Raw genomic sequence first — 22,449 nt, forward strand, 5'->3', positions numbered from 1 at the left:
TGTTTGTAAAATTAGGTGGTTATCGTGTCTTAAATATCGGACAACTCTACTATCGTTGCTCCTTCTACAACAAAATGAATACACAAACAATGGTTGTTTACGGAAAGTTCACGCTTATTTTAGTTTGTTTTATCAATCTTGTTTTATAAGGATATATTATACTTTTTAAGCAGCGCATAGAAATGGGAACGGGATAAACCGGAAGTTTCCAGCATTTCATGAAGGTTAGATCCATGTTGCGCGATGAGCTGTAAAAGGTACTTCTTTTCCATATCCGATTTAAATTGCCGTAAGGTCGGCAGCGCATCAAAAGAGAACGAGAATGGAGCCGAACTTTGCTGGTCTGATTTTTCAGACACGGAAAGTGGTTCAACCTCTGTTGCCTGAATTTCCGGCTCACGGAGTAAATTCGCTTTTGCAATTTTGATACGTATATCAGCAGGAAGGTGTCTGGCGTATAGGACAGACTCTGATCCGGCTGCGACTAACGCCTGCTCAAGGGCGTTAAATAATTCACGCACGTTCCCAGGCCAGTCGTATTTTGCCAGCATTGGGAAAAAGTCCGCTGAAAAATTCTTTACAGGAATTCCATATTGTATGCAGAGCTGCTCAAGCCTGAATTTAGAGAGTAACTCAAGGTCATCATTACGTAAACGAAGAGCTGGAAGTTCAATATGGACGGTTTTGAGGCGGAAGAAAAGATCTTGACGGAATTCTCCCTTTTTAACCATGGCTTCCAGGTCACGGTTAGTCGCGGAAACAAGACGGAAGTTACTTTTTTCTTCTACGGTGCCCCCCACAGGACGAAACACGCGTTCCTGAAGGAAGCGGAGGAAAGATTTTTGGATGGTGAGAGGCATTTCACCTACTTCGTCAAGGAAGAGGGTGCCGTTATCTGCCAGCTTAACCAGTCCGTCTTTGTCTGTCTGGGCGTCGGTAAAGGCGCCTTTTTTGTGTCCGAACAAGGTGGACTCAAGAAGGGTTTCGGTAAGAGCAGCACAGTCTACGACGACAAAGTCACCTTGATTGCGCTTACTGTTCGCATGGATGGTACGTGCTGTAAGTTCCTTGCCTGTACCGGTTTCACCGGTGATAAGCACGTTGGCATCCGTAGAGGCCGCTTGAGCCATCAGGTTAAAACAGTTGCGGATAACAGAGCTTGTGCCCACCATGTGGGCAATTTCCAATGTTTTGGTATCGCTGCGTTTATCCAGTTTTTCCTGACGATATTTAAGGACGCGTTTAAGCGTCTGGGTGATTTCTTTAATGGATGCTGGTTTTACGAGGTAATCCCAAACTCCACGTTGGATAGCGGTTTCAGCACCGGCAGGGTCGCCGTCACCGGTGAGGATGATGACTTCCGGCGGATTATCAAAATGTGAGATGTCGGACAGGTAGTCCAGTCCGTTGCCGTCCGGCAGGCGGACGTCAAGAAAGAGCACGTCAAAGTCTTGCTCTCGGAGTCGATCAAAACCCTGCGCTATAGTTTGCGCAGTGGCACAATCGTATTGCAGACGTGAAAGAAGACTCTCAAATGTCTCACAAATGTTAACATCATCATCAATTATTAGAATGTTGGGCATGCTCAATTTTCCGAACGTTGAGGTGGTCAACGCCCTCAGGGGCGCTTAAGCGAGACGCAGTTGCTACGGGTGAAGCACAGACGTAATTGCTTTCGCAATTATTGAACTGTTGTATGGTTTGCTGACAAGAGTTTTAACCGACGGGATGTCTTCGGCGCCCTTGGCTGCAATGTTTCGACCGGAAACCATAATTACAGGAAGATCCGGTGCTACGTGGCTGATGTGTTTTGCCAGTTCAAGTCCGTTCAGTTCTGGCATGTCAAAATCAGTGATGACAAGATCCCACGCATCAGGACGCTCGCTAATCATATTAGCTGCTACCGCAGCATCACCCACTGGGTCAACCTCATACCCTAAGTTTCTGAGAACTCTAGGGATAGTTTCAAGCTGGTCCGAATCATCTTCTACAAAAAGAATTCGCCCTTCTCCTTGGAAGATATTCTCTGAGTGTTGGTCTTCTGCTTCCAGAGCAGGCTTATCAATGTGGGGCAGGTAAATAGTAAACGCAGTCCGCACAAACGGAATGCTGCTTACCTCAACTCCCCCGCCGTGACCTTTAATAATACCCAGTACAACAGAAAGCCCTAAACCGGTCCCTTCTGTTTTTCCTTTTGTGGTGAAGAACGGGTCGAAAATTTTGTCCTGAATGTCTGATGTGATGCCAGGACCGTTGTCTTCAATGACCAGTTTGAAGTATTCGCCTTCTGGAATATTAAACTGATTTGCTTTTTCTTTAGTCAGATATTCTTTGTTTACTTCCAGTCGCAGGCGGCCGCCATATTCGCGCAATGCCTGGAATGAGTTGGTGCACATGTTCATAATGACCTGATTCATCTGCGTCGGGTCACCGAATGTATGTGCATGGTCAACATAGTACGCGGTCTCAATACTAATGTTACGCGGCAGGGAAGCAGAAATAAGTCCTACTGATTCGTTCATGACTTCAAGAAGATCCGTAGTCCGGAATCCGGCAACTGATGGTTTGCTGAATGTCAGAATCTTTTTTACCAGACTGCTGCCATGCTGTGCAGCGCGTAATGCACGGCTAAGGTCGTTGTATTCGAGTGTTTCTTCATCAATATCGATTAGAGCCAGCTCAATGGAGTTGATAATTGATGTAAGAATGTTGTTGAAGTCATGCGCAATGCCACCTGCAAGTGTACCGATAGCTTCCATTTTCTGCGATTGCAGCAATTGGCGTTCAAGGTCGATACGCTGTGTAATGTCTTCCGCAGTAGTCAACATGCCGACAATTTCACCTTTATCGCCATGGAGTGGCAGGCGGTTGATTTCCAGCCATACAAGGTTACCATCTTTGTCGGTAATTCGCTCTTTTGATTTTAACTGCGGAATATTATGGGCAAGCACTGTGTTTTCAGCTTGCTGTATGGCTACGGCATCCTGCTTGTCGAATAAGAATTCGGAATCATTTTTGCCTATAAGGTCGCGGGCGTGTTTTACTCCGAAGAATATATCAAAGGAGCGGTTGCTACCCATGTAGCGAAGGTCTGTGCTTTTCCAAGAAACAAGCTGCGGGATGTTATCCATAACTGACTGCAGCATGCGCTCTGAATTACGTAATGCTTTTTCTGCACGTTTACGGGTAGTGATGTTTTCTGAGAAGCCTTCCAGAAGTTCAATGTTATTAAGGCGGTCTCGCACAACTCGTACAGACATGTTTGCAGCGATGGTTGTATTATCCGGACGCAGCAGTGTGCGTTCGAATGTCAAAATTTCGTTGGCGCGTGCTTTATGGAAGTCCACATCCTTAAGCAATTCTTCCAGTGCATTGTTTTCATGCGCTATAAATTCTTCAGGAGTGGAGTAGCCTATCATTCTTGCAAACGCAGGGTTTACGTCAACAAACGCACCGGAAGGACGCACACGGAAAATGCCGAGCGGAGAATTTTCGAATATGGAGCGGTACTTTTCTTCTGCAAAGCGTAAGCTATCTTCTGCTTTTTTACGGTCTGTGAAGTCGAAGATAACGCCTACCATGCCTGCGATTTCACCACGTGCGTTCACGTTGGTTGCCTTGTGCAGAAGGATGTTGTGCACACTGCCTTCACGGGAAGAAATAGTCTGCTCGTAGATGGATTCGCCTTGTTGCTGTAAAAGTTGATGGTCAACAGGATGTTGCAATTGGGAGAGGCCGAATTCCTGTAATTCCCATTCATTACAGTTCAGAATGTCATCACGTTGGATGCCGAAGAATTTCTCAAAGGCCAAGTTGCACTGTTGGTATCGTCCGTATTTATCCTTTGAGTAGATAGGGATAGGGATGGTGTCCATAAGCAGACGCAGGAATGACAGCTGATCCTTAATTTTCTGCTCTACGGATTTTTTTTCAAGAATATTCATCACCAACAACACAAGAGTGATGGTGAGCAAGATAAGGCTGACAATAATTGTCCAGAAAACCTGTTTGTTTAGTTCGTAGAAACGGCTAGGGGCGTTGATCATGATTGCCGGTGCCGGCAGTTCACGTTCACTTAAGTGGAGGCGTTTCAGTTCGTTGTAATCGAATGCCCACGGGGATTCTGTTTTTGAGATTACTGGAATGTCGCTGGCAGGGGTGCCGTCGAGAATCTGTAAGCCGAGTTCAGCAGCTTTCTGACCGTCAGTAAGGCCGGAAATGAGTCTGCCGCCAAGGATACCGTGCCCGAGCAGGAATCTCCAGTTGGAGTAAAGCGGCGCGGATGTGTTGTCGTGTACTTTTTGCAGCAGTTCCTGTGCGGAATAGAATTTACCGTCAATTTCCCGATACATCGGAATAAAGTAGAAAAAGGTATCAGGTGACACCTGTTTGACGCGGTGAATTATTTCCTTGTGAGGTAGGTCTGTCCAAAATTGAACTTTTAACCCTTTGTCAATTTTAGGAATGCCTTCAACAACTTGTTTGCGGATTGCTTTGCCGGTAACAGATTCATCGCCAATGACAATCATCTGCTTCAGGTTTGGGTGCATTTCTAAAGCAAGACGAATGTTTGAAGCGACGTCGAATGTTTCCATGACGCCTGTGATTTCTTTGCCTTCAATCTGTTCTGGCTTGAAGTCGTTAACCCCGACAAAAACAACAGGAACACCGGGGAATAGTTCCTCCCCGTATGTATTAATGAAGTTAAATGCGTCGTTGTCGGAAACTGTGATCAGGTCAAAAGAGGTGTGAGCGAATTTACGTCGGAACAGGTCCATGACGTGTTTTACCGCTTCACCGTATGGAAATTTTTTGGAGTCGAGATACTCCACTTGCAACATGATGGAGTACGGGCTGTCCTGAATCCGCTCTTTAAAGCCTTCGAGCAGATTGTCAGACCATGCATATCCGTTGTGGTAGGAGTTAAGATAGAGGATGTTTTTGCGTTGTTTCGCCGTAGAGGCAGGACTGGCAAAAGCGCTCGAAACCGTCAGTATGAAAGTTAGAAGCGCTAACAATATTAAGTGTAAAAAACGTGCACCCATAAAATAACCAATCCCTCAAATTGCGTACAAGAGCTTTAGAAGCAAATCTTGTAGCTCATATTTATAAGGTCGCAGCTATCTAATATTGCAGCTGACCCCTATTTCCATTTACCGTTTATTCGCTCAATTGTCATCTTTCGTAATATGGCGAAATTTTGACAAAAGTAAAAAAACATATTCAAAGTCAATGTGTTACAAAAATGGCAAGCTCCTTGCTATATGTCTTGGCAAAGACAATTTCGTGGCGTTCCGAATAGATAGGGTGCCCATTCAGGAGGACTACAATGTTATTTTTGCTTGGTGGAAATGATAAAAAGCCTACACAGGCTGAACAGGCTCGTACCGAGAATATGGAACGTGTTAAGGAATTATTTCTTGCCGGCCGGTTCCCTGTAGTAACCACTGAAGTGCTGGAAGGACGCGCTATCGGAAAAGTGCTCGGGTTAGTAGCATGTCGTGGATACGATTCAGACGATGCATTTTTTGGAATGGCTGCCCGTGCTGTAAATAAAGGCGCACAGGCCATTATTGGATATCAGGAAAACATCGCATTCCATCCGGATGGCAGTAAATATTTCTCTTGTTACGGTACTGCAGTGCAGTTTGATCGTACAAAACGAGTTTAAGGCATACGTATAGTCTAACTGGTTGCTTCACGTAGACTATGTTGCTTTTACCCATGTGATTTGCTGCGTCATTCCCCTCCCCCCCGAAAGACCTTTACCTAGGTATGGCGCAGCAAATTGCAGGAAAACAGGTTCCTCACCGTGCATTGAAGCGTGCTGAGGGAATAAAAAAAGCCCGAATCATTACGATTCGGGCTTTTTGTTTTTAAAATCAAAAGATTACTCACTGTCTTCTTCAAGGCTGCGGGTATAACGACAGGTTTTTTCCGGACAGGCGATGTGTTTGCCACGTGCTTTGGTTGTTTTGATGGTGAGCAGTTTTGAGTCACACTGCGGACATTCTTCTTCCACAGGGTAGTTCCATAATGCGTAGTCACACTGCGGATATCTGCTGCAGGAGTAGAAAATTTTACCGGAGCGTGAGGATTTTTCTACAATTTCACCTTCATTACAACGTGGACATTTTACGCCGGTTGAGAACGGCTTTGCGTGTTTGCATTCTGGATAACCGGTACACGCAATAAAGCGTCCTCCGGTTCGGGTGCGTTTGAGAACAAGGTCTTTTCCGCAGTCCGGACAGACACCCATTTTCTGTAATTCTTCTTTTGGACGTTCCACCAGCACAACTTTGCCGTTTTCATCACGGGTAAAGTTGGATGTGTTTTTACAGTCCGGATAGCCGGAGCAAGCAAGGAAGGTTCCAGCCTTACCGAACTTGATCATCATCGGCTTGCCGCATTCTGAACATTCAAGGTCAGTTTCAAGTCCCTGCTTTACAGACTCCATTTCTTTGGCAGCTTTTTCAAGCGTCGGGTTGAAGTCGTTCATGAAGTCAGTCATGAGCTGAGTCCAGTCCAGTTTACCTTCTGCAACGTTATCGAGCAGTGTTTCCATCTGCGCGGTAAAACGTACGTCCATAAGGGTGGAGAAGTGTTTTACAAGCTGCTGGCAGACTACTCGGCCAAGGTCGGTTGGAACAAAGTTCTTTTCTTCCAGCTGGGCATAACCGCGATCCAGCAGGGTAGAAATAATGGCTGCGTAGGTAGATGGACGGCCGATGCCGAGTTCTTCCATTTCGCGTACAAGTGACGCTTCGGAGAATCGGGCTGGCGGCTGGGTAAATTTCTGTTCTTTATCAAGCTTGAGAAGGCGGATGTCCTGACCTGCTTCAAGTTTAGGCAGCTCAACGGAGTCTTCTTTGGTTTTTTGCGGAGAAACAGCAAGGAAACCTGGGAAGAGCATGCGCTCACCTTTTACGCGCCATGTAGTAGCGAGCTTTTCAGTATTTTTAACTGTAGCTGCGTTCGGTGTAGCCGCAATAGTGACAGTAGTGTCATGGAATTGAGCTGCAGCCATCTGGGAAGCCATGAAGCGTGACCAGATGAGTGAGTACAGTGCGTGCTGTTCACGAGGGAGCAGGTTGCGAACAGAATCCGGAGTGATGGATGCATCAACCGGACGGATTGCTTCGTGAGCATCCTGCGCGCTGGACTTGGTTTTAAAGAAACGAGGTTTTGCCGGAACGTATTCTTCACCGTACATGGAAAGAATCAGTTCCTTAGCTGCATCGCGTGCATCATCGGCAATGCGGACGGAGTCAGTACGCATGTATGTGATAAGCGCTGTTGTGCCTTTGTCGCCAAGCTCAACACCCTCGTACAGGCGCTGGGCAATGGACATGGTACGCTTTGCAGAGTAGCCGTGCCGCTGGCTTGCTGCCTGCTGGAGTGTGGAAGTGATGAACGGCGGCAGCGGCTGACGGCTGCGTTTCTTTTCTTCAACTTTTTCCACAGTTATGTTGGAGGCAAGTACTGCTTCCTGAAGTTCGTTTGCGGCCTCTTCGTTAGGAACAACAGCTTTTTTACCGGCAATCTGGTGTAGGGCAGCTTTGAATGGTGGCGGGTTTTCGCCTTCCATCTCTGCTTTGAATACCCAGTACTCTTCTGGAGTAAATGCGTAGCGTTCTGCTTCGCGCTCTACAATAAGGCGGAGTGCTACAGACTGAACACGACCGGCAGAGATACCGCGCTTTACCTTGTTCCAGAGCAGTGGAGAGAGCTTGTAGCCCACAAGGCGGTCAAGAATACGACGTGCCTGCTGTGCGTCAAAAAGATCTTCGTTCAGATCCTTTGGGTGCTCAAGCGCTTCACGAACCGCACGGGCGGTAATTTCGTTAAATTGGATACGCTTAGGATTGGAATTTTCTTTTTTGATAATCTCAGCAATGTGCCACGCAATAGCCTCACCCTCGCGGTCGGGGTCGGGAGCAAGGTATACGTGATCAGCCTTTGCTGCCGCTTCTTTCAGTGTGGAAACAACCTTCTGCTTACCCTGAATGATCTGGTACTTTGGCTTGTAGTTTTTTTCTTCATCCACGCCGAGATCTTTCTTAGGCAAATCTCGCACGTGACCTACACTGGCGTGAACCATATAGTTACGGCCAAGGAACTTTTTAATAGTTTTCACCTTTGCGGGTGATTCCACGATTATCAGGTCTTTTCCCATTGAATGTCCTGTTTCCGATGTTGGTTAAGGAGTAACTGGTACCATGAAGTTCTCAATAGGTGTACCAGATGCTAAGCGTTTTTCCGTTAAGGGAAGATACGGCAAATGCTGCTAGCGTCAAGTGCCGATTTTCTAAAATATGATTACGACAGCATATCTTCCTGAACAATAATACAAAATTACAAGGTTGTTTATCGTCGCCTCTATATTACAAGATGGTTGCAGTATGGAAATGATACAGCTGAATGTGAAGATGTTATTGGGTTATCGTATGTATTATATATAAAGTGCGTTCAAAGAACTGACATTTTCCTTAAAAGTTACAGTGGGTGATTTACTCGATCTCGCTGGAACCCACGGATTATAACGAATCTAACGAGTTGGCATTCTAATTGCTCATTGTCAGACGTACGTTGTCGAGCTCGGGGGAGCTTTAGGAGGAATAAAATGTCTGTTACCCAAATCTCTATGACGCAGGTGCAGGGAGTCCTGCAGCAGTCAAAAAGACGCACTGGTGCGAAATTACTTAATGATGCTGCAAATAAAAACGGCGTTAGTCGTTTTGAAACCTTGCTTAGAGAACCGCAGCAGGTTGCAGATGCTATGGCATCTTCTCAATCTCTTAACCCAGCTGCCTTACAAATTAAAAATTCATATTTCGGATTATCGGAAGCTGAGCGTGCAGTACCTTCTGGAATGAACCTCAGGAATGTTTCTGCACTCGCAACACTTATTAATGTAGCATCAGTTGAACCAACTGTTTTAAGTGGTGCGCTCAAAACACTGACAGAAGCGGCTGAGAAGAATCAGCTGGAGACTGTTTCTGCATATGGTGTTGGTGTAAATTTGCAGGGTATGATGAGTCGTGAAGTTGAAAATGACTCTATGGATACCGTTGCTCAAGTTTCTGACAGTGCTATGGGTGATAGCACTGATGAAAATGAATCAAGAAGTGTAGAACATATTGTAACTAATGAGCTTCGTGGGGCATTAGCAACTATGTTTGAATCTGGTGCTGCCGGAAATATTGGTGCCATTGGTTATGATGAAACAGGTGGAACCTCGTATGGTAAGTACCAGTTCTCATCTGCTCGTGGAACAATGGACGATTTTTTGACGTATCTTGATACACATGCATCTGACATCTCATTACATCTTAGAGCGGCTGGTGCTGTGAACACGGGATCAAAAGAGGGAGAAATGCCTACTGCCTGGCAGGAAGTGGCAAATATTGACCCTGTACGTTTTGAGAAAATGCAGGATGCTTTTATGCAGTCCCGCTATTTTACTCCAGTAGCCCGAGTAATTCAGGATAAAATGGATGTTTCTCATTTGAGTACCGCTATGGAAGAAGTGTTGCTTTCTACTTCCTTGCAGCATGGTCCTCGTGGTGCTGTTAAAATTTTTGCAAAAGCATTTGGCGAAACAGGTGGTTTCTCTGAAGAAATGCAGGAAGCATTTATTAAAAATGTCTACGCATTGCGCAGAAATGAATTTGCAACTTCGACTCCGAAAATTCAGGAAAGTGTTCAGAACAGACTGGATACCGAGCTTAATGTCGCATTATCAATGCTTGCTTAGTGTTGGAATGTTGACGCACAATGCGTCGATAATAAGATGCTTAGTGGGCAGATGATCAAGCTGGCTCTGTTCTGTACGTCGAGAATCAGACGGAGGTTTTGCTATGATTATAGCGAATAAAAAGGACATCGTTACGATGTCCTTTTTTGTATTATTTAAGTGAGAGTTTGCTTGAAGAATTGTCTGCGTGCACTTGACCGACCAGCGCTTCTGATTTAGTTACATATGAATACATATTCATGCGTAATATTATTTTCAGAGGTATTTAATGGAAATTGCAATACAATATTTTAAAGAAGTATGGGAGATTCTGCTTGAAGCTTCCCCGTACGTTCTTTTTGGTTTTTTTGTTGCCGGACTTCTTAAAGGATTTTTGCCGGCTGACTTTGTAGCTCGGCATCTTGGTAACAACAAGAAAGGTGCAGTTGTCAAAGCTTCAATGTTTGGCGTTCCACTCCCACTTTGTTCATGTGGTGTTATCCCTGCTGCAGCGGGTCTTCGTCAGCAGGGGGCAAGCAAGGGCGCAACTACATCCTTCATGATTTCGACTCCAGAGACTGGAGTCGATTCTATCGCCATTACTTATGCGCTGCTTGATCCCATTATGACTATTGTTCGCCCAGTAGCTGCTTTCATATCTGCCCTTACCGCGGGTACTCTTGTTGATGCGTTCCCTGAAAAGCCAAAGCAGGGAAAAGTTGCATTTACTCCTCTTAACTTTGCACCGACCACATTGAAGAAAGAAGAGGCTTGCACCTCCGGCTGTTGTTCTTCCAAACCGGCAGGAAAAACGTTCAAAGATAAATTTACTGTCGGTATGCAGTTTGCCTTTGGCGAACTTGTGGCTGATATAGGCAAGTGGTTGCTTATTGGCATACTTATCGCTGCTGTTGTTTCCACATTTCTTCCAGTTACCTTCTTTCAGGATTATGTAGGTGACGGTCTCCTCAGCATGATCCTGATGGTGTTCATCGGGGTTCCAATGTATGTGTGCGCGACCGCATCTACCCCAATTGCGGCAGCGCTCGCACTTAAAGGACTTTCTCCGGGTGGTGCTCTAGTGTTCTTGCTCGCAGGACCGGCAACTAACGCTGCAACCATTACTGTAGTGGCACAGACTCTTGGTAAGCGCGTTGCGTTTATTTACGTGACATCCATCGCGGTAACATCAGTAATTCTCGGTCTTGCTGTGAACTGGGTGTACGCAAAGCTCGGTTTGTCCGTATTTGCTTGGATTAATGACGTTGAAACGCATCAGCATGGTTTTGTGGCATACGCTGCTACAATTATTTTACTTTTCCTCGTAGGTCGACAGTTTGTCGGTCGTTCTGGGCATCAACATAGTGAATCCTGCGGCTGTCATTAAGCCGCTGTTGAGTAAGACTCCTTAAAAAAGCCACGCTCTTGAGCGTGGCTTTTTTTGTTTTCTTTTCGTTCTTTTTGGGCCTGCGGTGTTTGAGTTTTTGTTCCTCCTTGACTGCGGGGGGCGACTATCCGTTAACGATTTCTGGTCAGTAAACAATGCTAGCTTGTTACTTATTCATTTTGAATGAATAATATTAAGCAACTAACCGTTAAGATTGAACAGCTATCATTAAATCGGGATTACAATCTCGCAGTCGAGAGGGCGTCCCTCTCGCGGGTGCAGGGCAGAGCCCGTCCGTCGGAGACCCGCCGGAGGCAGTAACAATTCAAAAAAAGAAAAATTATTCAGCAAAAGCTGTATCAAGTGCCATGTCGACGTGTGCCTGAACGGTATCGATGAATGGGATTTTGCAATCGGTATTTTTCATAAGTAGTCCGATTTCGGGACGCCCTAGAATAATCGCTTCAGCACCGTTATTTTTGAGTTCATGTATAATGCTGATGTATTTTTCACGAGTGCTGTCCAAGAATTTGCCGTTGCTGAATTCGTTAAAGATGCTGTCGTGGATAACACCGCGCGCTTCTTTATCTGGCACGATTACTTCGAGTCCGTACTTGTCTGCGAGTGGACGCGTAATGAAATCTTGTTCCATCGTAAAAGCTGTTCCGAGCAATCCGAGCTTATGAACGTTGAGTTCTGTCGCTTTAATGGCGATTGCGTCAGCAATGTGAAGCACGGGTATTTCGAGCGCGCCTTGTACGGTGTTAGCAACATGATGCATGGTATTTGCGCCAATGAGGAGCATGTCTGCACCACCAGCTTCAGTATTCAGTCCGGCTTGCGCTAGTTTGGTACCGACGGATGCCCAGTCGCCTTTGCTGACTAACTCTCTCAGTTCAGCAAAGTCGACACTGTCCATAAGGATTTTACAAGAATGAAATCCGCCAAGGCGGTTACGGGCACCTTCGTTTAACAGACGGTAGTAGGTTATTGTTGTTTCCCAAGACATGCCGCCCAATAATCCGATCTTTTTCATGAAAATATCCTTTGAACTTCTTTGAAAACGTGTTCTGTGAAATGATCAAATTTTTGCATATGGTGTGGGGAATGTAAAATATGTTTTATAAAATATAGGGTTAGTGGAGTGATTTGGTAGGAAAACGAGGTATGCCTGGGACGAATATATCAGGGAATGATGATGGCGAGTAACAGCTTCTGTGTCCAGTAGTTGCTGTTTTTATGCGGCGTTGCGCCTGCTCTTTCTGCAGTTAGGCTTGACATAATCAGAAGAGGCAATCAATCTCCCTGAATCTATATGTTTGGAGTGCAAAATATGAAAAAGGTAGTTGTATCATTTCTCGGCAAAGATAGTCCGGGAGTCGTACATGCGGTTGCCAGCCTGCTTACAGGGCTGGATTGCAACATTAATGAAGTAAGTCAAACTATCCTGCATAGTGAATTTGCTGCAATCGTAATTGCTGAAATGCCTGACGGTTGTACTGTTGAAGTTTTGCAGGATGCACTGGAGAAGGGACTTGCTGAACGACAGGTTGATCTTAGTGTTACAGCACGCCTTTATGACGGTAGGAGCTGGACTGCTGAAAACCCTCAACCATTTGTAGTAACAGTAGATGGTCCTGATCAAAAGGGGCTCGTTGCTGCAATTTCAGGTATTCTTGGCGAGCACAATGTGAATATTGCCAACCTGAAAGCTATTGTTCCTGAAGACCAGCCAGACGGGTATGCTCTCATTGTTTTTGAGGTAATTGTCCCTGGTTCTGTAGAGCTTTCTGCTCTGCGTGGTGTGTTGAACACAAAAGCCGAAGAACTTTCGGTGCGGGTAAGTGTTCAGCATAGGGATATTTTTGAAGCTGTGCACAGGGTTCAGCCTGTGTAGCTTTTGATGGGTGACATTTTTTTGAAACGTGTCACCGTCTACTTAAATGAGATTTTTAGCCTGTCATTATAGAAGGATAAAAAATGCTTTCAGATCGCGAAGTGCTCAGTACTTTAGCAATGCTCCGAAATGAGCATTTGGACGTTCGTACCGTAACACTTGGTGTGAGTCTTTTTGATTGTGCAAGCCATGATTTTGATGTGTTTGCCGATCGTGTTCGTACCAAGATCAGACATTATTCAAAAAAACTTGTGGCTACCTGTGATGAGGTAGGCGACAAGTACGGTATTCCTATTGTAAACAAGCGCATTAGCGTAAGCCCTATGGGTGTTGTGTGTGCTTCTTATACGCCGGAACAGATGGTGAAAGCGTGTAAGATTCTTGATGAAGCAGCACAGGAAGCTGGCGTAGATTTTCTTGGCGGCTTCGGTGCGCTGGTTGAGAAAGGCATGACTAAAGGTGACCGTGCCCTTATCGATTCTCTTCCGGAAGCATTGGCTGTGACGCAGCGTGTCTGTTCCTCAATTAACGTTGCGTCTTCCAGAACCGGTATCAACATGGACGCTGTTGCTCTTATGGGACAGCGTATTAAGGATATTGCAGCGCGCACTGCGGATAAGGACGGTCTTGGCTGTGCTAAGCTTGTTGTGTTTGCTAATATTCCTCAGGATGTACCTTTTATGGCAGGTGCTTATCTTGGTGTGGGCGAGCCTGAAGCTGTTATCAACGTAGGTGTTTCCGGTCCGGGTGTTGTTAAAAAAGCAATCGACCGTGCCGTGCAGGATGGTAGCGCTAAAAGCCTTGGCGACGTCGCAGAAGTTATTAAGCGTACTGCGTTTAAAGTAACCCGCGTAGGTGAAATCATTGGTAAGGAAGTAGCTGAGCGTCTCGGACTTCCGTTCGGTGTGGCTGACCTTTCCTTGGCTCCGACTCCGGAAGTTGGTGACTCTGTAGGTGAAATTTTTGAAGCCGTTGGTCTCTCTTCCATCGGTGCTCCGGGATCAACTGCTGTACTGGCAATGTTGAACGATGCTGTTAAAAAAGGCGGCGCATTCGCATCTTCCCATGTGGGCGGTCTTTCCGGTGCGTTTATCCCAGTGTCTGAAGATTCCAGTATTGCAGCTGCAGCTGCGTCCGGTGCGCTGACTATGGAAAAGCTCGAGGCTATGACAAGCGTTTGTTCTGTAGGGCTCGATATGGTTGCAGTGCCGGGTGATACTTCCGCTTCAACACTTTCCGGTATTATTGCTGACGAAATGGCAATTGGTATGATCAACAGCAAAACAACTGCTGTGCGCATTATTCCTGTTCCGGGAAAAGGTGTTGGCGATAGCGTATCCTTTGGCGGTCTTCTCGGTGAAGCCCAGATCATGGCTGTACCGGGCGGTAATGCAGAGTCGTTCATTAAGCTTGGTGGCCGTATTCCAGCGCCAATCCATAGTTTGAAAAACTAGGTCTGTTTTTTTACTAAATAAAAAGCCGTTCTGCATATGCAGAACGGCTTTTTTTATACTTGGGTTATGGTGGACAGGCTAGCAGCCGCAGTCGGTAAGTGCGGTGAGAGCGTATTCCTGACGCTGACGGTATTCTTCCTGTTTACCTTTGTTCCAGCGTTTTACTGGGCGGTAGTAGCCAACAACGCGGGTGTATACTTCTGCTTCGCTGCCGCAAGTTGGGCAGTTGAAGTGTTCACCGTTGATGTAGCCGTGTTCCTTACAAATGGAGAAGGTCGGAGTTACGGAGATGTAAGGAATTTTGGTATTGCTCATAGCTTTGATGAGGTAATTCTTTACGCTTTCCGGTTCCGGTACAGCTTCACCGAGGAAGGAGTGGAATACGGTACCACCATTGTAGAGGGTCTGCAGTTCGTTCTGGTGCTCAAGAGCGTAGAATACGTCGCTGGTAAGACCTACTGGAAGCAGGGTGGAGTTAGTGTAGTATGGTACTTCGTTACCGGCAGAGATAATGTCTGCGTAGAGTTCTTTGTCTGTTTTAGCCAGACGGTAACAAGTGCCTTCACCCGGAGTTGCTTCAAGGTTGTACAGGTTGCCGGTCTCTTCCTGGAAACGCACGGTAAGAGCGCGCAGGTGGTTGAGAACACGGCGCATAAGGCGCAGACCACTTTCAGATTCGATACCTTTACCGAGCAGGTTGAGGCAAGCTTCGTGACCACCGATGAGACCGATGGTGGAGAAGTGACCTTTGTAGCCGTTTTTGAGGTAGCGACGAGAGAATGGGAACATGCCTGCTTCGAGGTTCTGCTGGCAAAGTTTGCGTTTGAACTCGAGAGATTCTTTTGCCATTTCTGCGTATTCTTCAACGAGGTCGAGGAAGTCTTCTTCGTTGTGTGCAAGGTATGCAAGTTTAGGCAGGTTCAGGGTAACAACACCGATAGAACCGGTGAGGTCGCCAGCGCCAAAGAGGCCACCGGTTTTTTTGCGGATTTCACGAAGATCCATCTGCAGACGGCAGCACATAGAACGAACATCTTCCGGATTAAGGTCGGAGTTGATGAAGTTCTGGAAGTACGGAACACCGTACTTGGCAGTCAGTTCCATAAGAAGCTGAGCTGGTTTAGAATCCCAGTCAAAGTCTTTGGTAACGTTGTAAGTCGGGATAGGGAATGAGAAGATACGACCGTCTGCGTCACCTTCGAGCATAACCTCAAGGAACGCACGGTTAATCATATCCATTTCTTTCTGGTACTCGCCGTAGGTTGTATCCTGGAACGCACCACCGATGATGATTGGTTCGTTTGCAATGTGTGCAGGAACAACCATATCGAAAGTAAAGTTGGTGAACGGGCTCTGGCCACCCCAACGGGAAGTAGTGTTCAGGTTGTAAACCAGTTTTTGGATCTGCTGACGAACAGTCGGGTAATCAAGATTATCGAGACGAATAAATGGCGCAAGGTAAGTATCAACGTTGTTGAATGCCTGTGCACCGGACCATTCGTTCTGCAGTGTGCCAAGGAAGTTTACAATCTGACCGCAAGCGGAATCGAAGTGTTTTGCAGGAGCAGAACAACAACGTCCTTCAAGGTTAAATCCTTCAAGGAGCAGGTCGCGAAGGCTCCAGCCGGAGCAGTAGCCTGCAAGACCAAAGGAAAGATCGTGAATGTGGAAGTAACCGTGAGTGTGTGCCTGACGGATTTCTTCCGGATATTTTTCGAGCACGTAGCGAGCCTGAACAGAGCCAGCCATATGCAGGATGAGACCCTGGAATGAATGCCCCATGTTGGAGTTTTCGTTAACGCGCCAGTCGCTACGGTCAAGGTAGCTTTCGATCATGCTGGATACATCGAAGTAAGCCTGATCCTGAGTACGCATTTCACGGCGTTTTTCACGGTAAATGATGTAACGTTCTGCTACAGCGTACAAGCGAGCTTCCATGAGCACTTGCTGAACAGTATCTTGAACTTGTTCTTGCTCAGGGGTTTCGACATTTGCAAGTTTTTCTTCGACCTTACGTGCAAGTCTTTTTGAAAGAAGTGGGTCTTTAATACCACTGCTTTTGAGTGCTTTAAGAATAGCTTGGGCAATTCGTTCGAGGGACCAAGTTTCGATGCAACCGTCTCGCTTCAGAATCTGTTTGGGCATTACAACTCCGGACGTCATAAAAAGTGCATGGCAAAAGAAAAGCATGCGAACAAAACGCATGCATTGCGTCAGCAATTCGACATCTTGCAGCCTGGGATGTGTACGTAGCGACAGAACCCCAACGTACGCAGGCACAGGTTATGAATTATTTTGATTGAATACCGGTAGTACGCTCTGTACCGGTAGAACTTCAGGAAGGGAGCTGGCTTTCTTACTCTCATAGTTGCGTGTATCTGCCTCAGAGGAGAGGAGTAAGATTACAGCGGCAGGACCGCACCGGATTTTTACCGGATTTCCTTTGCGCCTTTCGGCTCCTGAAGGAGTATTTTTTGGGTGCCCAAGAGCTAACAAAAACCCACTTCAGCATCAAGTATCGAGTTGTGAAATAAGGCTAAATTAACAAGTTATCCACAAGGTAATTTGTCGAACTTTATGAAAATTTTTTTTTACGCACAAATTAAATTTGTTCCTTGAAGTGGCACAGCGATAAACGTGATTGTTCACTCACAAAAGGTTTCTTACAGTGACATGAAAATTGCTCGAAAAGCCCTGCAAACTGTGACTTGAGTTACGTAAAATGAGAAGAAAAGCGGTTACAGTTGGGTGTTGTGTTATTCTAATTAGTTGTGCTTTGGCTTTTAAAAGATGAGTAAAGTGTGTAAGAAGTGGTGTATTCACTTTTTTAACACATGGAGGACGGTCTGGTAAGAATCATGTTGTTACCGTTTCCCATGAATGATTGAGTGGGTGGCATTCCATAATCACGATAGAAAACAGGGAGAGAACATGAGAGCATTGGTTATGGCGTTAAGCCTCATGCTTGTTGCGCAGGTTGCTGTAGCGGCTTCTAAGAAGAGCGAAATAACAGTTAATGGTAATTACAAGAATAAAATCCAGTGCGGATATCTTGCTCTTGAAATGCGCAAAAATGAGGCTGCCAAGACATACTTCATTGAAGGTGAAGCAATGTTCAAAGAGCAGAATCCTGAAGCAACTGAACTGGATATGGCGAAGGTCTTCGCTTATGAACGTGGTTTTATGCATGGTTACCTTGCCGGTCAGATGGGATCTATTTCCTCAATGGAGGAAGTGAACAAGATGTTTGCTCATGCATATGAAGAGATGTGTACAAACTCTGCTGGCAAATCAAAGTCGAAAGGTAAGAAGAAGTAGTGCGATATTTAATAACTAACATGTGCTGATTATGAAAACGCCCTGTACAGCGTATGTACTGGGCGTTCTTTTTTATTCAGCTTTCTTCCAACTTCGCCCACGATGGCGTTCAGGAATATTCCTCATCCCCTGAATGATCTGGCAAGGGGCCAGACGTTGATTTTTTAGCAACCTGTTGTCCAGAACCACTACGAGTCCGGAATCAGTCTCACGTCTGATGAGCCTGCCTACCCCTTGTCTGAACTTTATCGCTGTTTCGTATCGATAGCGTTCCCAGAAAACTCCGTCAGGAAGGAATCTCTTTCGGGCATCCATAAGCGGAGAGTTAGGTGCAGGAAATGGCAGCCGTGTAATGACAACCTGAGTGAGTGTATTGCCCGGGAAATCTACACCATGCCAGAACGTTTCTACACCGAATAAAACGCTTTCTCGCGTTGTTCTGAATTCTTCAATAAGCGCGGTTGCTGGCTCACCTTTTCTTTGGAAAAGAAGTGGGTAGCTGCCATCATACGTAGCTTCCAGATTTTTTCGAAGGGCTTCCAAGTCCTCATAGCTGGCGCAGAGTACAAGAGTCGCTCCGTCGTTGTATTCAATAAGCTTTGGCAGCACGCTGAGAGTGTATTCTAGCCAGATTTTTTTGTGCTCGTAGAGAGCACTTGGAGCATCTGAAGGAACAACAAGTGAATAATCCGGTGTAAAAGGTGGGGCTACGCGGGCAACAAAGCATGGTTTTGGTGGTGCTTCTTTATCTGAAAATTGGAGAAGATCACTTTTACCCAGTCCTAAGGTCCGTCTGTACGGGGTGAAGCTGGACTGGTGGGTGAGGGTGGCAGATGTAAGAATTATGGTGTCGCGTTCTTTGATTATGGATTCGCGGATAAAGGCTCCCATGTATACTTGTCCGCCGCAGAGAATCCAGTTGCGTGGAAAAACATGTACAGAATTCCATGTGCCGTCTTCGTGCAGTCCTTTACGAATCATCATAAGGTTCACGCTGACTTCTTGGAGCAGCGTGCGCATTGTGCGGCAACGCGAGATGGTTTTGTATCCTAAAGGAAGGTCTTTCGCTTTTTTTCCGGTAAAGAACGCAGAAAGTTCGTGGATGCGCTCCAGATGTTTGTTGAGAATCTTCAGGTCGTTTACCACATCGCCTTGTGTAAAGGCCTTGTGCGCAGGCGTAACAGGTACGGCTCCGTAAGCTGCTGCCTGATTCATTTGTTTGAACTGGTCACGCAGGGCGTTGATTTTGGTGATGGTGTAGGCAATTTCGCTAACTACTGCTTCTGCCTTAAGTTCTACTGGTTCAGGTGTGGATGGAGCCAGAATAAGCTTTCGGCATTGCTCACGAAGGTAGCGGCAGTAGAATGAAATATCCGAAGTGGAGACTTCCGGACTCAAGGTTGTGCGAACGGCATCTTCAAAGTGGTTTGCTTCGTCGATAATGCAATGCTTGAACAAATCACTCAACTGCGGGTCGCTTTCCATCAACACCAGCTTGTTGTGGTTTGTGATGACAAGACGTGATTGCGCTGCCTCAGCAGTAACAATGTTACCCGGACATTGCTTGTGGGTACTGAAGCAGCCGCTTCCTGCTGAAACTTCCTGTGCAAAATTACTTAAGATACGTCCTTCGTCGAAGTAGGCACGCATACGCGGCGAAATATCGTCTAAGTCTGTAATGCGATAACGGTAGCAGATGTTCGCAAAATAAAGCCACGCGAGCAGTTCTACGCCGTTCAGCAGTGGAGAAAGAATGTCGTTGAGCTTGTGAGCACAGACGTAGTTTGATTTTCCTTTGATAAGGGCAACAGGTATATCGTTGTACTGCCCAAACAGTTCTCGGCAGGAATCCAGCTCGTTTCCGTACAGCTGTTTCTGTAAGCTCTTTGTGTAGGTGGCGATGGCAATACGCTGCGAAGGATTGCGCTTCAAAAATTCCATGACAGGAAGCAGATAGCCAAGAGTTTTACCTGTTCCAGTGCCTGCCTCGATACAGGCAACGGCGTTTGTGTTGATAGCGCGTGCAACATGGGAAGCGTAGTCAACTTGCGGTTTACGGACAGAGTATCCCTTACGTTTGTGGGCAAGCTGCTCGTAAAGTTGTTGAATTTCGTCTTCGGGCAGTTCCCGATATGCTTCCGTTTGAGAATCTATTTTTTCTTTTTTGGGAGCTTTTTCCAGAAACTGCTCCCAATCTGCTGTTTCCGATTTTGATGCCGGAGTAATGAGCGAAGTACCAAAATAGTCTCCATAGTGCTCAAGCATGTGACAGCAGAATGTACCGAAAAGCGTGCTGCTTGTGCCAAGGTAGTAACGCAGGGCACTGGCTGCAGGGAACGATGTGTCATTCAGGACAGTGCTAAAGAGATGTTTGAGCAAATCGACGCAGAGTTCTGCTCCTTCCAGCGCAGAAAAGCTGATTTTTTGACGCTCCTGCTTATGGATATATTCCCATAGGGACTTTGCTGTGGCTGCACCAGTCCATGGCATAAAGTAGTCTGCCAGCAGGGCGGCATCAATGATGCGCTCGTTGTTGCAAAGCGGTTCCAGTGAGATGATGTGTCCGTTTGGAACGTAACCTACGATATGATCAACACCTTCCAGAAAATCCTGAAGATGGCCGGAAACAGTGATCTCGTCCGGTGCTTTTTTTAATTTTGCTTCTCCAAGTTGCGAATGGGCAAACTCTCGCGCACGGAGTTTTTCGGAGCGGATATGGGAGGTGAACTCGCTTACAGTAGCATCTTTGGAGATGCGTAACGCAGCAACGGAGTAGATTCGCTTCTCACCGTTGCTAAGGCTGCGTTCATGCCCGAAGACAATGGCAATATCTTCGATAGGAGTAGTAAAAGGACGAAACATTCCTCTGGCATATCAGAAGCAAACAAGGCTGTCAGTTGTGATTTATTACGAGCAGTTTTATTACGTTAACCCCTAATGTTGTCTAGCATAATGACAGCCGAGATGTTGTCTTTTTCGTGTGGGGAGAGAGCCCCATGTTCGCCAAAGGCAATAAAAAGGCAGCGTTAATGCTGCCTAAAAAATTATCCTAACGCCTTACTAAGAGCGGTTTGGCTAGACTCTTAAAGTGTGTTCCATGTTCATCAGGTGGGTTGCGCCATTGATGTCCATTTCGAAGTAGTAGGTCGTCCGATGCTTTTGGCCCCCATGAGCCTGCCTTGTATGTTTGCAGCGGAGATTTTTCTGGATAATTGCGCCAGAAGTTGAGGATAGGGTCGATAATAGTCCACGCAGCTTCAACGCCTTCACTGGAAAGGAAGAGTGTTCTGTCGCCAAGCATGCAGTCGAGCAGCAGCCGTTCGTAGGCATCCTGTGGAGCGACGTCGAACACTTCTGAATACTTGAATGAGAGCGACAAGCTCGCCATGCAGGATTTCGGTCCCGGCTGTTTAGTATGTATTGTGAGATCTACACCTTCATTTGGCTGGATCTTCATGACCAGGATGTTTGCCGGCATCTCGTGTTGTGATTCAAATCCGAACAGGGAATATGGAACCCGTTTGAATGTGACTGCAATTTCTGATTCACGCATATGCATCCGCTTGCCGGAGCGAAGATAAATGGGCACTCCCTGCCAGCGCCAGTTGTCGATGTATAGTTTCATGGCCACAAAGGATTCAGTGATGGAATCAGGATCAATATTGGCTTCCTGACGATAATCTTGAACGGCTTCGTGGTTAATTTCTCCCGCTGTGTACTGAGCGCGGACAATGTTGTCCTTCAACGTACGTTCTGACCATGGACGTATTGCTTTTAACAGTTTTACGCGCTCATTCTGTACGTATTCAGCTTCAAAACGTGTTGGTGGTTCCATAGTGACGAGCGAAAGCATCTGTAACATGTGGTTTTGGAACATGTCGCGCAAACATCCTGCCTGTTCATAATAGCCCCCTCTGTGTCCGACGCCTACGGATTCTGCTACGGTGATCTGGATGTTATCAATGAATTTTTCGTTCCAGAGAGGTTCGAACATGATGTTTGCAAAGCGGAGCATTAAAATGGATTGTACTGTTTCTTTGCCGAGATAGTGGTCAATGCGGAATATTTGTGACGGGTTGAGCATGGAGCAAAGATGGTTATCCAGATCAAGTGCTGACTGCAGGTCATGACCGAATGGCTTCTCGAACACGACCCGTGCCCACGGATTACCTTTGTCTCCTTCCACAGTTAGTCCCGATTGTGACAAGCGACTTACAACAGTAGAATGTAGTTGTGGAGGAAGAGCGAGGTAAAATAGTTTGTTTTCTTTTTTTGTGTAGTCGCATTCACAAATGGAAGCTTTCTTTTGCAATTGTCTGTAGGCTTCTATGTTGTTGTAGTCTCCAGATGTATATCTGCAGTGAGACAGAAATGAATCAATGATGTGCGCTTCGCTATTTTTATGCGCATCAGTGAGCGCTTTACGTGCTCGCTCGCGGAAGTCATCATCACTCATTTCAGTACGTGCAAAACCCAGTATGTAGAATTTCTCAGGCATGAGTTGACGTACGTAGAGATTAAAAAGTGCAGGCATGAGTTTTCTGTAAACAAGATCACCCGAGGCACCGAAAATGATTATCCCACAGCCGTCCGGTTTCAATTCTTCGCACGGCGTGTGGGATGGAGTCATTGTTGCTTGAATGTTAGGCATGGGCAT

Annotated in this window: 13 protein-coding genes and 1 riboswitch; of the genes, 6 read left to right on the forward strand and 7 right to left on the reverse strand. The window is 46.2% G+C overall.

Annotation, left to right across the window (positions count from 1 at the left end):
* Window positions 1-143: 143 nt before the first annotated feature.
* Together BUR09_RS08380 and BUR09_RS08385 are read right to left on the reverse strand one after the other, a co-directional pair.
* Window positions 144-1,583, reverse strand: a complete 1,440-nt coding sequence (locus BUR09_RS08380) for a sigma-54-dependent transcriptional regulator (RefSeq protein WP_139296784.1) — start codon at window positions 1,581-1,583, stop codon at window positions 144-146.
* A 63-nt stretch (window positions 1,584-1,646) separates the two neighbouring features.
* Window positions 1,647-5,045, reverse strand: coding sequence for a hybrid sensor histidine kinase/response regulator (locus tag BUR09_RS08385; protein WP_074216505.1), 3,399 nt, complete (start codon window positions 5,043-5,045; stop codon window positions 1,647-1,649).
* A gap of 284 nt (window positions 5,046-5,329) precedes the next feature.
* Here BUR09_RS08385 and BUR09_RS08390 point away from each other — a divergent pair, with 284 nt between their 5' ends.
* Window positions 5,330-5,671, forward strand: coding sequence for a hypothetical protein (locus BUR09_RS08390; RefSeq protein ID WP_074216506.1), 342 nt, complete (start codon window positions 5,330-5,332; stop codon window positions 5,669-5,671).
* 219 nt (window positions 5,672-5,890) lie between these two features.
* Here BUR09_RS08390 and topA read toward each other — a convergent pair whose 3' ends face one another.
* Window positions 5,891-8,176 (reverse strand): type I DNA topoisomerase, encoded by a 2,286-nt coding sequence (gene topA / locus BUR09_RS08395; RefSeq protein WP_074216507.1) that lies wholly within the window; start codon window positions 8,174-8,176, stop codon window positions 5,891-5,893.
* Window positions 8,177-8,623: 447 nt separating this feature from the next.
* Between topA and BUR09_RS08400 the strand changes: the two genes are divergently transcribed.
* Entirely contained in the window at window positions 8,624-9,757 is a 1,134-nt protein-coding gene (locus BUR09_RS08400) for a VgrG-related protein (protein ID WP_074216508.1), read from the forward strand.
* A gap of 268 nt (window positions 9,758-10,025) precedes the next feature.
* Window positions 10,026-11,123 carry an SO_0444 family Cu/Zn efflux transporter gene (locus BUR09_RS08405; RefSeq protein ID WP_074216509.1) on the forward strand — a complete coding sequence of 366 codons (1,098 nt, stop codon included), beginning with the start codon at window positions 10,026-10,028 and terminating at the stop codon, window positions 11,121-11,123.
* Window positions 11,124-11,463: 340 nt separating this feature from the next.
* On the opposite strand, the gene BUR09_RS08410 is transcribed toward BUR09_RS08405, so the two are convergent.
* Entirely contained in the window at window positions 11,464-12,159 is a 696-nt protein-coding gene (locus tag BUR09_RS08410) for an aspartate/glutamate racemase family protein (protein ID WP_074216510.1), read from the reverse strand.
* A gap of 297 nt (window positions 12,160-12,456) precedes the next feature.
* Between BUR09_RS08410 and BUR09_RS08415 the strand changes: the two genes are divergently transcribed.
* On the forward strand, window positions 12,457-13,020 hold the full coding sequence (locus tag BUR09_RS08415; protein WP_074216511.1) for a glycine cleavage system protein R: 564 nt from the start codon (window positions 12,457-12,459) through the stop codon (window positions 13,018-13,020).
* Between the two features lie 83 nt (window positions 13,021-13,103).
* Window positions 13,104-14,474 (forward strand): PFL family protein, encoded by a 1,371-nt coding sequence (locus BUR09_RS08420; RefSeq protein WP_074216512.1) that lies wholly within the window; start codon window positions 13,104-13,106, stop codon window positions 14,472-14,474.
* A 78-nt stretch (window positions 14,475-14,552) separates the two neighbouring features.
* Here BUR09_RS08420 and BUR09_RS08425 read toward each other — a convergent pair whose 3' ends face one another.
* Window positions 14,553-16,619: a ribonucleoside triphosphate reductase gene (locus tag BUR09_RS08425; RefSeq protein WP_074216513.1), complete on the reverse strand. Its 2,067-nt coding sequence runs from the start codon at window positions 16,617-16,619 to the stop codon at window positions 14,553-14,555.
* Window positions 16,620-16,795: 176 nt separating this feature from the next.
* A riboswitch (cobalamin riboswitch) is annotated at window positions 16,796-16,952 on the reverse strand.
* 453 nt (window positions 16,953-17,405) lie between these two features.
* Between BUR09_RS08425 and BUR09_RS08430 the strand changes: the two genes are divergently transcribed.
* A complete protein-coding gene (locus tag BUR09_RS08430; RefSeq protein ID WP_074216514.1) occupies window positions 17,406-17,792 on the forward strand; it encodes a hypothetical protein in 387 nt (128 codons plus the stop codon).
* Window positions 17,793-17,864: 72 nt separating this feature from the next.
* Here BUR09_RS08430 and BUR09_RS08435 read toward each other — a convergent pair whose 3' ends face one another.
* A complete protein-coding gene (locus BUR09_RS08435; protein ID WP_074216515.1) occupies window positions 17,865-20,654 on the reverse strand; it encodes a helicase C-terminal domain-containing protein in 2,790 nt (929 codons plus the stop codon).
* 187 nt (window positions 20,655-20,841) lie between these two features.
* On the reverse strand, window positions 20,842-22,443 hold the full coding sequence (zwf, locus tag BUR09_RS08440; RefSeq protein ID WP_074217031.1) for a glucose-6-phosphate dehydrogenase: 1,602 nt from the start codon (window positions 22,441-22,443) through the stop codon (window positions 20,842-20,844).
* Window positions 22,444-22,449: the final 6 nt, after the last annotated feature.

This window comes from Halodesulfovibrio marinisediminis DSM 17456, from assembly GCF_900129975.1.
In the GTDB taxonomy this organism is placed as follows: Bacteria; Desulfobacterota; Desulfovibrionia; order Desulfovibrionales; family Desulfovibrionaceae; genus Halodesulfovibrio; species Halodesulfovibrio marinisediminis.

What these genes read in the sequence shown, in the direction of transcription:
- BUR09_RS08380 (WP_139296784.1), bottom strand. Translation starts at nt 1,583, where the DNA reads ATGCCCAACATTCTAATAATTGATGATGATGTTAACATTTGTGAGACA.
- BUR09_RS08385 (WP_074216505.1), bottom strand. Translation starts at nt 5,045, where the DNA reads ATGGGTGCACGTTTTTTACACTTAATATTGTTAGCGCTTCTAACTTTC.
- BUR09_RS08390 (WP_074216506.1), top strand. Translation starts at nt 5,330, where the DNA reads ATGTTATTTTTGCTTGGTGGAAATGATAAAAAGCCTACACAGGCTGAA.
- topA (WP_074216507.1), bottom strand. Translation starts at nt 8,176, where the DNA reads ATGGGAAAAGACCTGATAATCGTGGAATCACCCGCAAAGGTGAAAACT.
- BUR09_RS08400 (WP_074216508.1), top strand. Translation starts at nt 8,624, where the DNA reads ATGTCTGTTACCCAAATCTCTATGACGCAGGTGCAGGGAGTCCTGCAG.
- BUR09_RS08405 (WP_074216509.1), top strand. Translation starts at nt 10,026, where the DNA reads ATGGAAATTGCAATACAATATTTTAAAGAAGTATGGGAGATTCTGCTT.
- BUR09_RS08410 (WP_074216510.1), bottom strand. Translation starts at nt 12,159, where the DNA reads ATGAAAAAGATCGGATTATTGGGCGGCATGTCTTGGGAAACAACAATA.
- BUR09_RS08415 (WP_074216511.1), top strand. Translation starts at nt 12,457, where the DNA reads ATGAAAAAGGTAGTTGTATCATTTCTCGGCAAAGATAGTCCGGGAGTC.
- BUR09_RS08420 (WP_074216512.1), top strand. Translation starts at nt 13,104, where the DNA reads ATGCTTTCAGATCGCGAAGTGCTCAGTACTTTAGCAATGCTCCGAAAT.
- BUR09_RS08425 (WP_074216513.1), bottom strand. Translation starts at nt 16,619, where the DNA reads ATGCCCAAACAGATTCTGAAGCGAGACGGTTGCATCGAAACTTGGTCC.
- BUR09_RS08430 (WP_074216514.1), top strand. Translation starts at nt 17,406, where the DNA reads ATGAGAGCATTGGTTATGGCGTTAAGCCTCATGCTTGTTGCGCAGGTT.
- BUR09_RS08435 (WP_074216515.1), bottom strand. Translation starts at nt 20,654, where the DNA reads ATGTTTCGTCCTTTTACTACTCCTATCGAAGATATTGCCATTGTCTTC.
- zwf (WP_074217031.1), bottom strand. Translation starts at nt 22,443, where the DNA reads ATGCCTAACATTCAAGCAACAATGACTCCATCCCACACGCCGTGCGAA.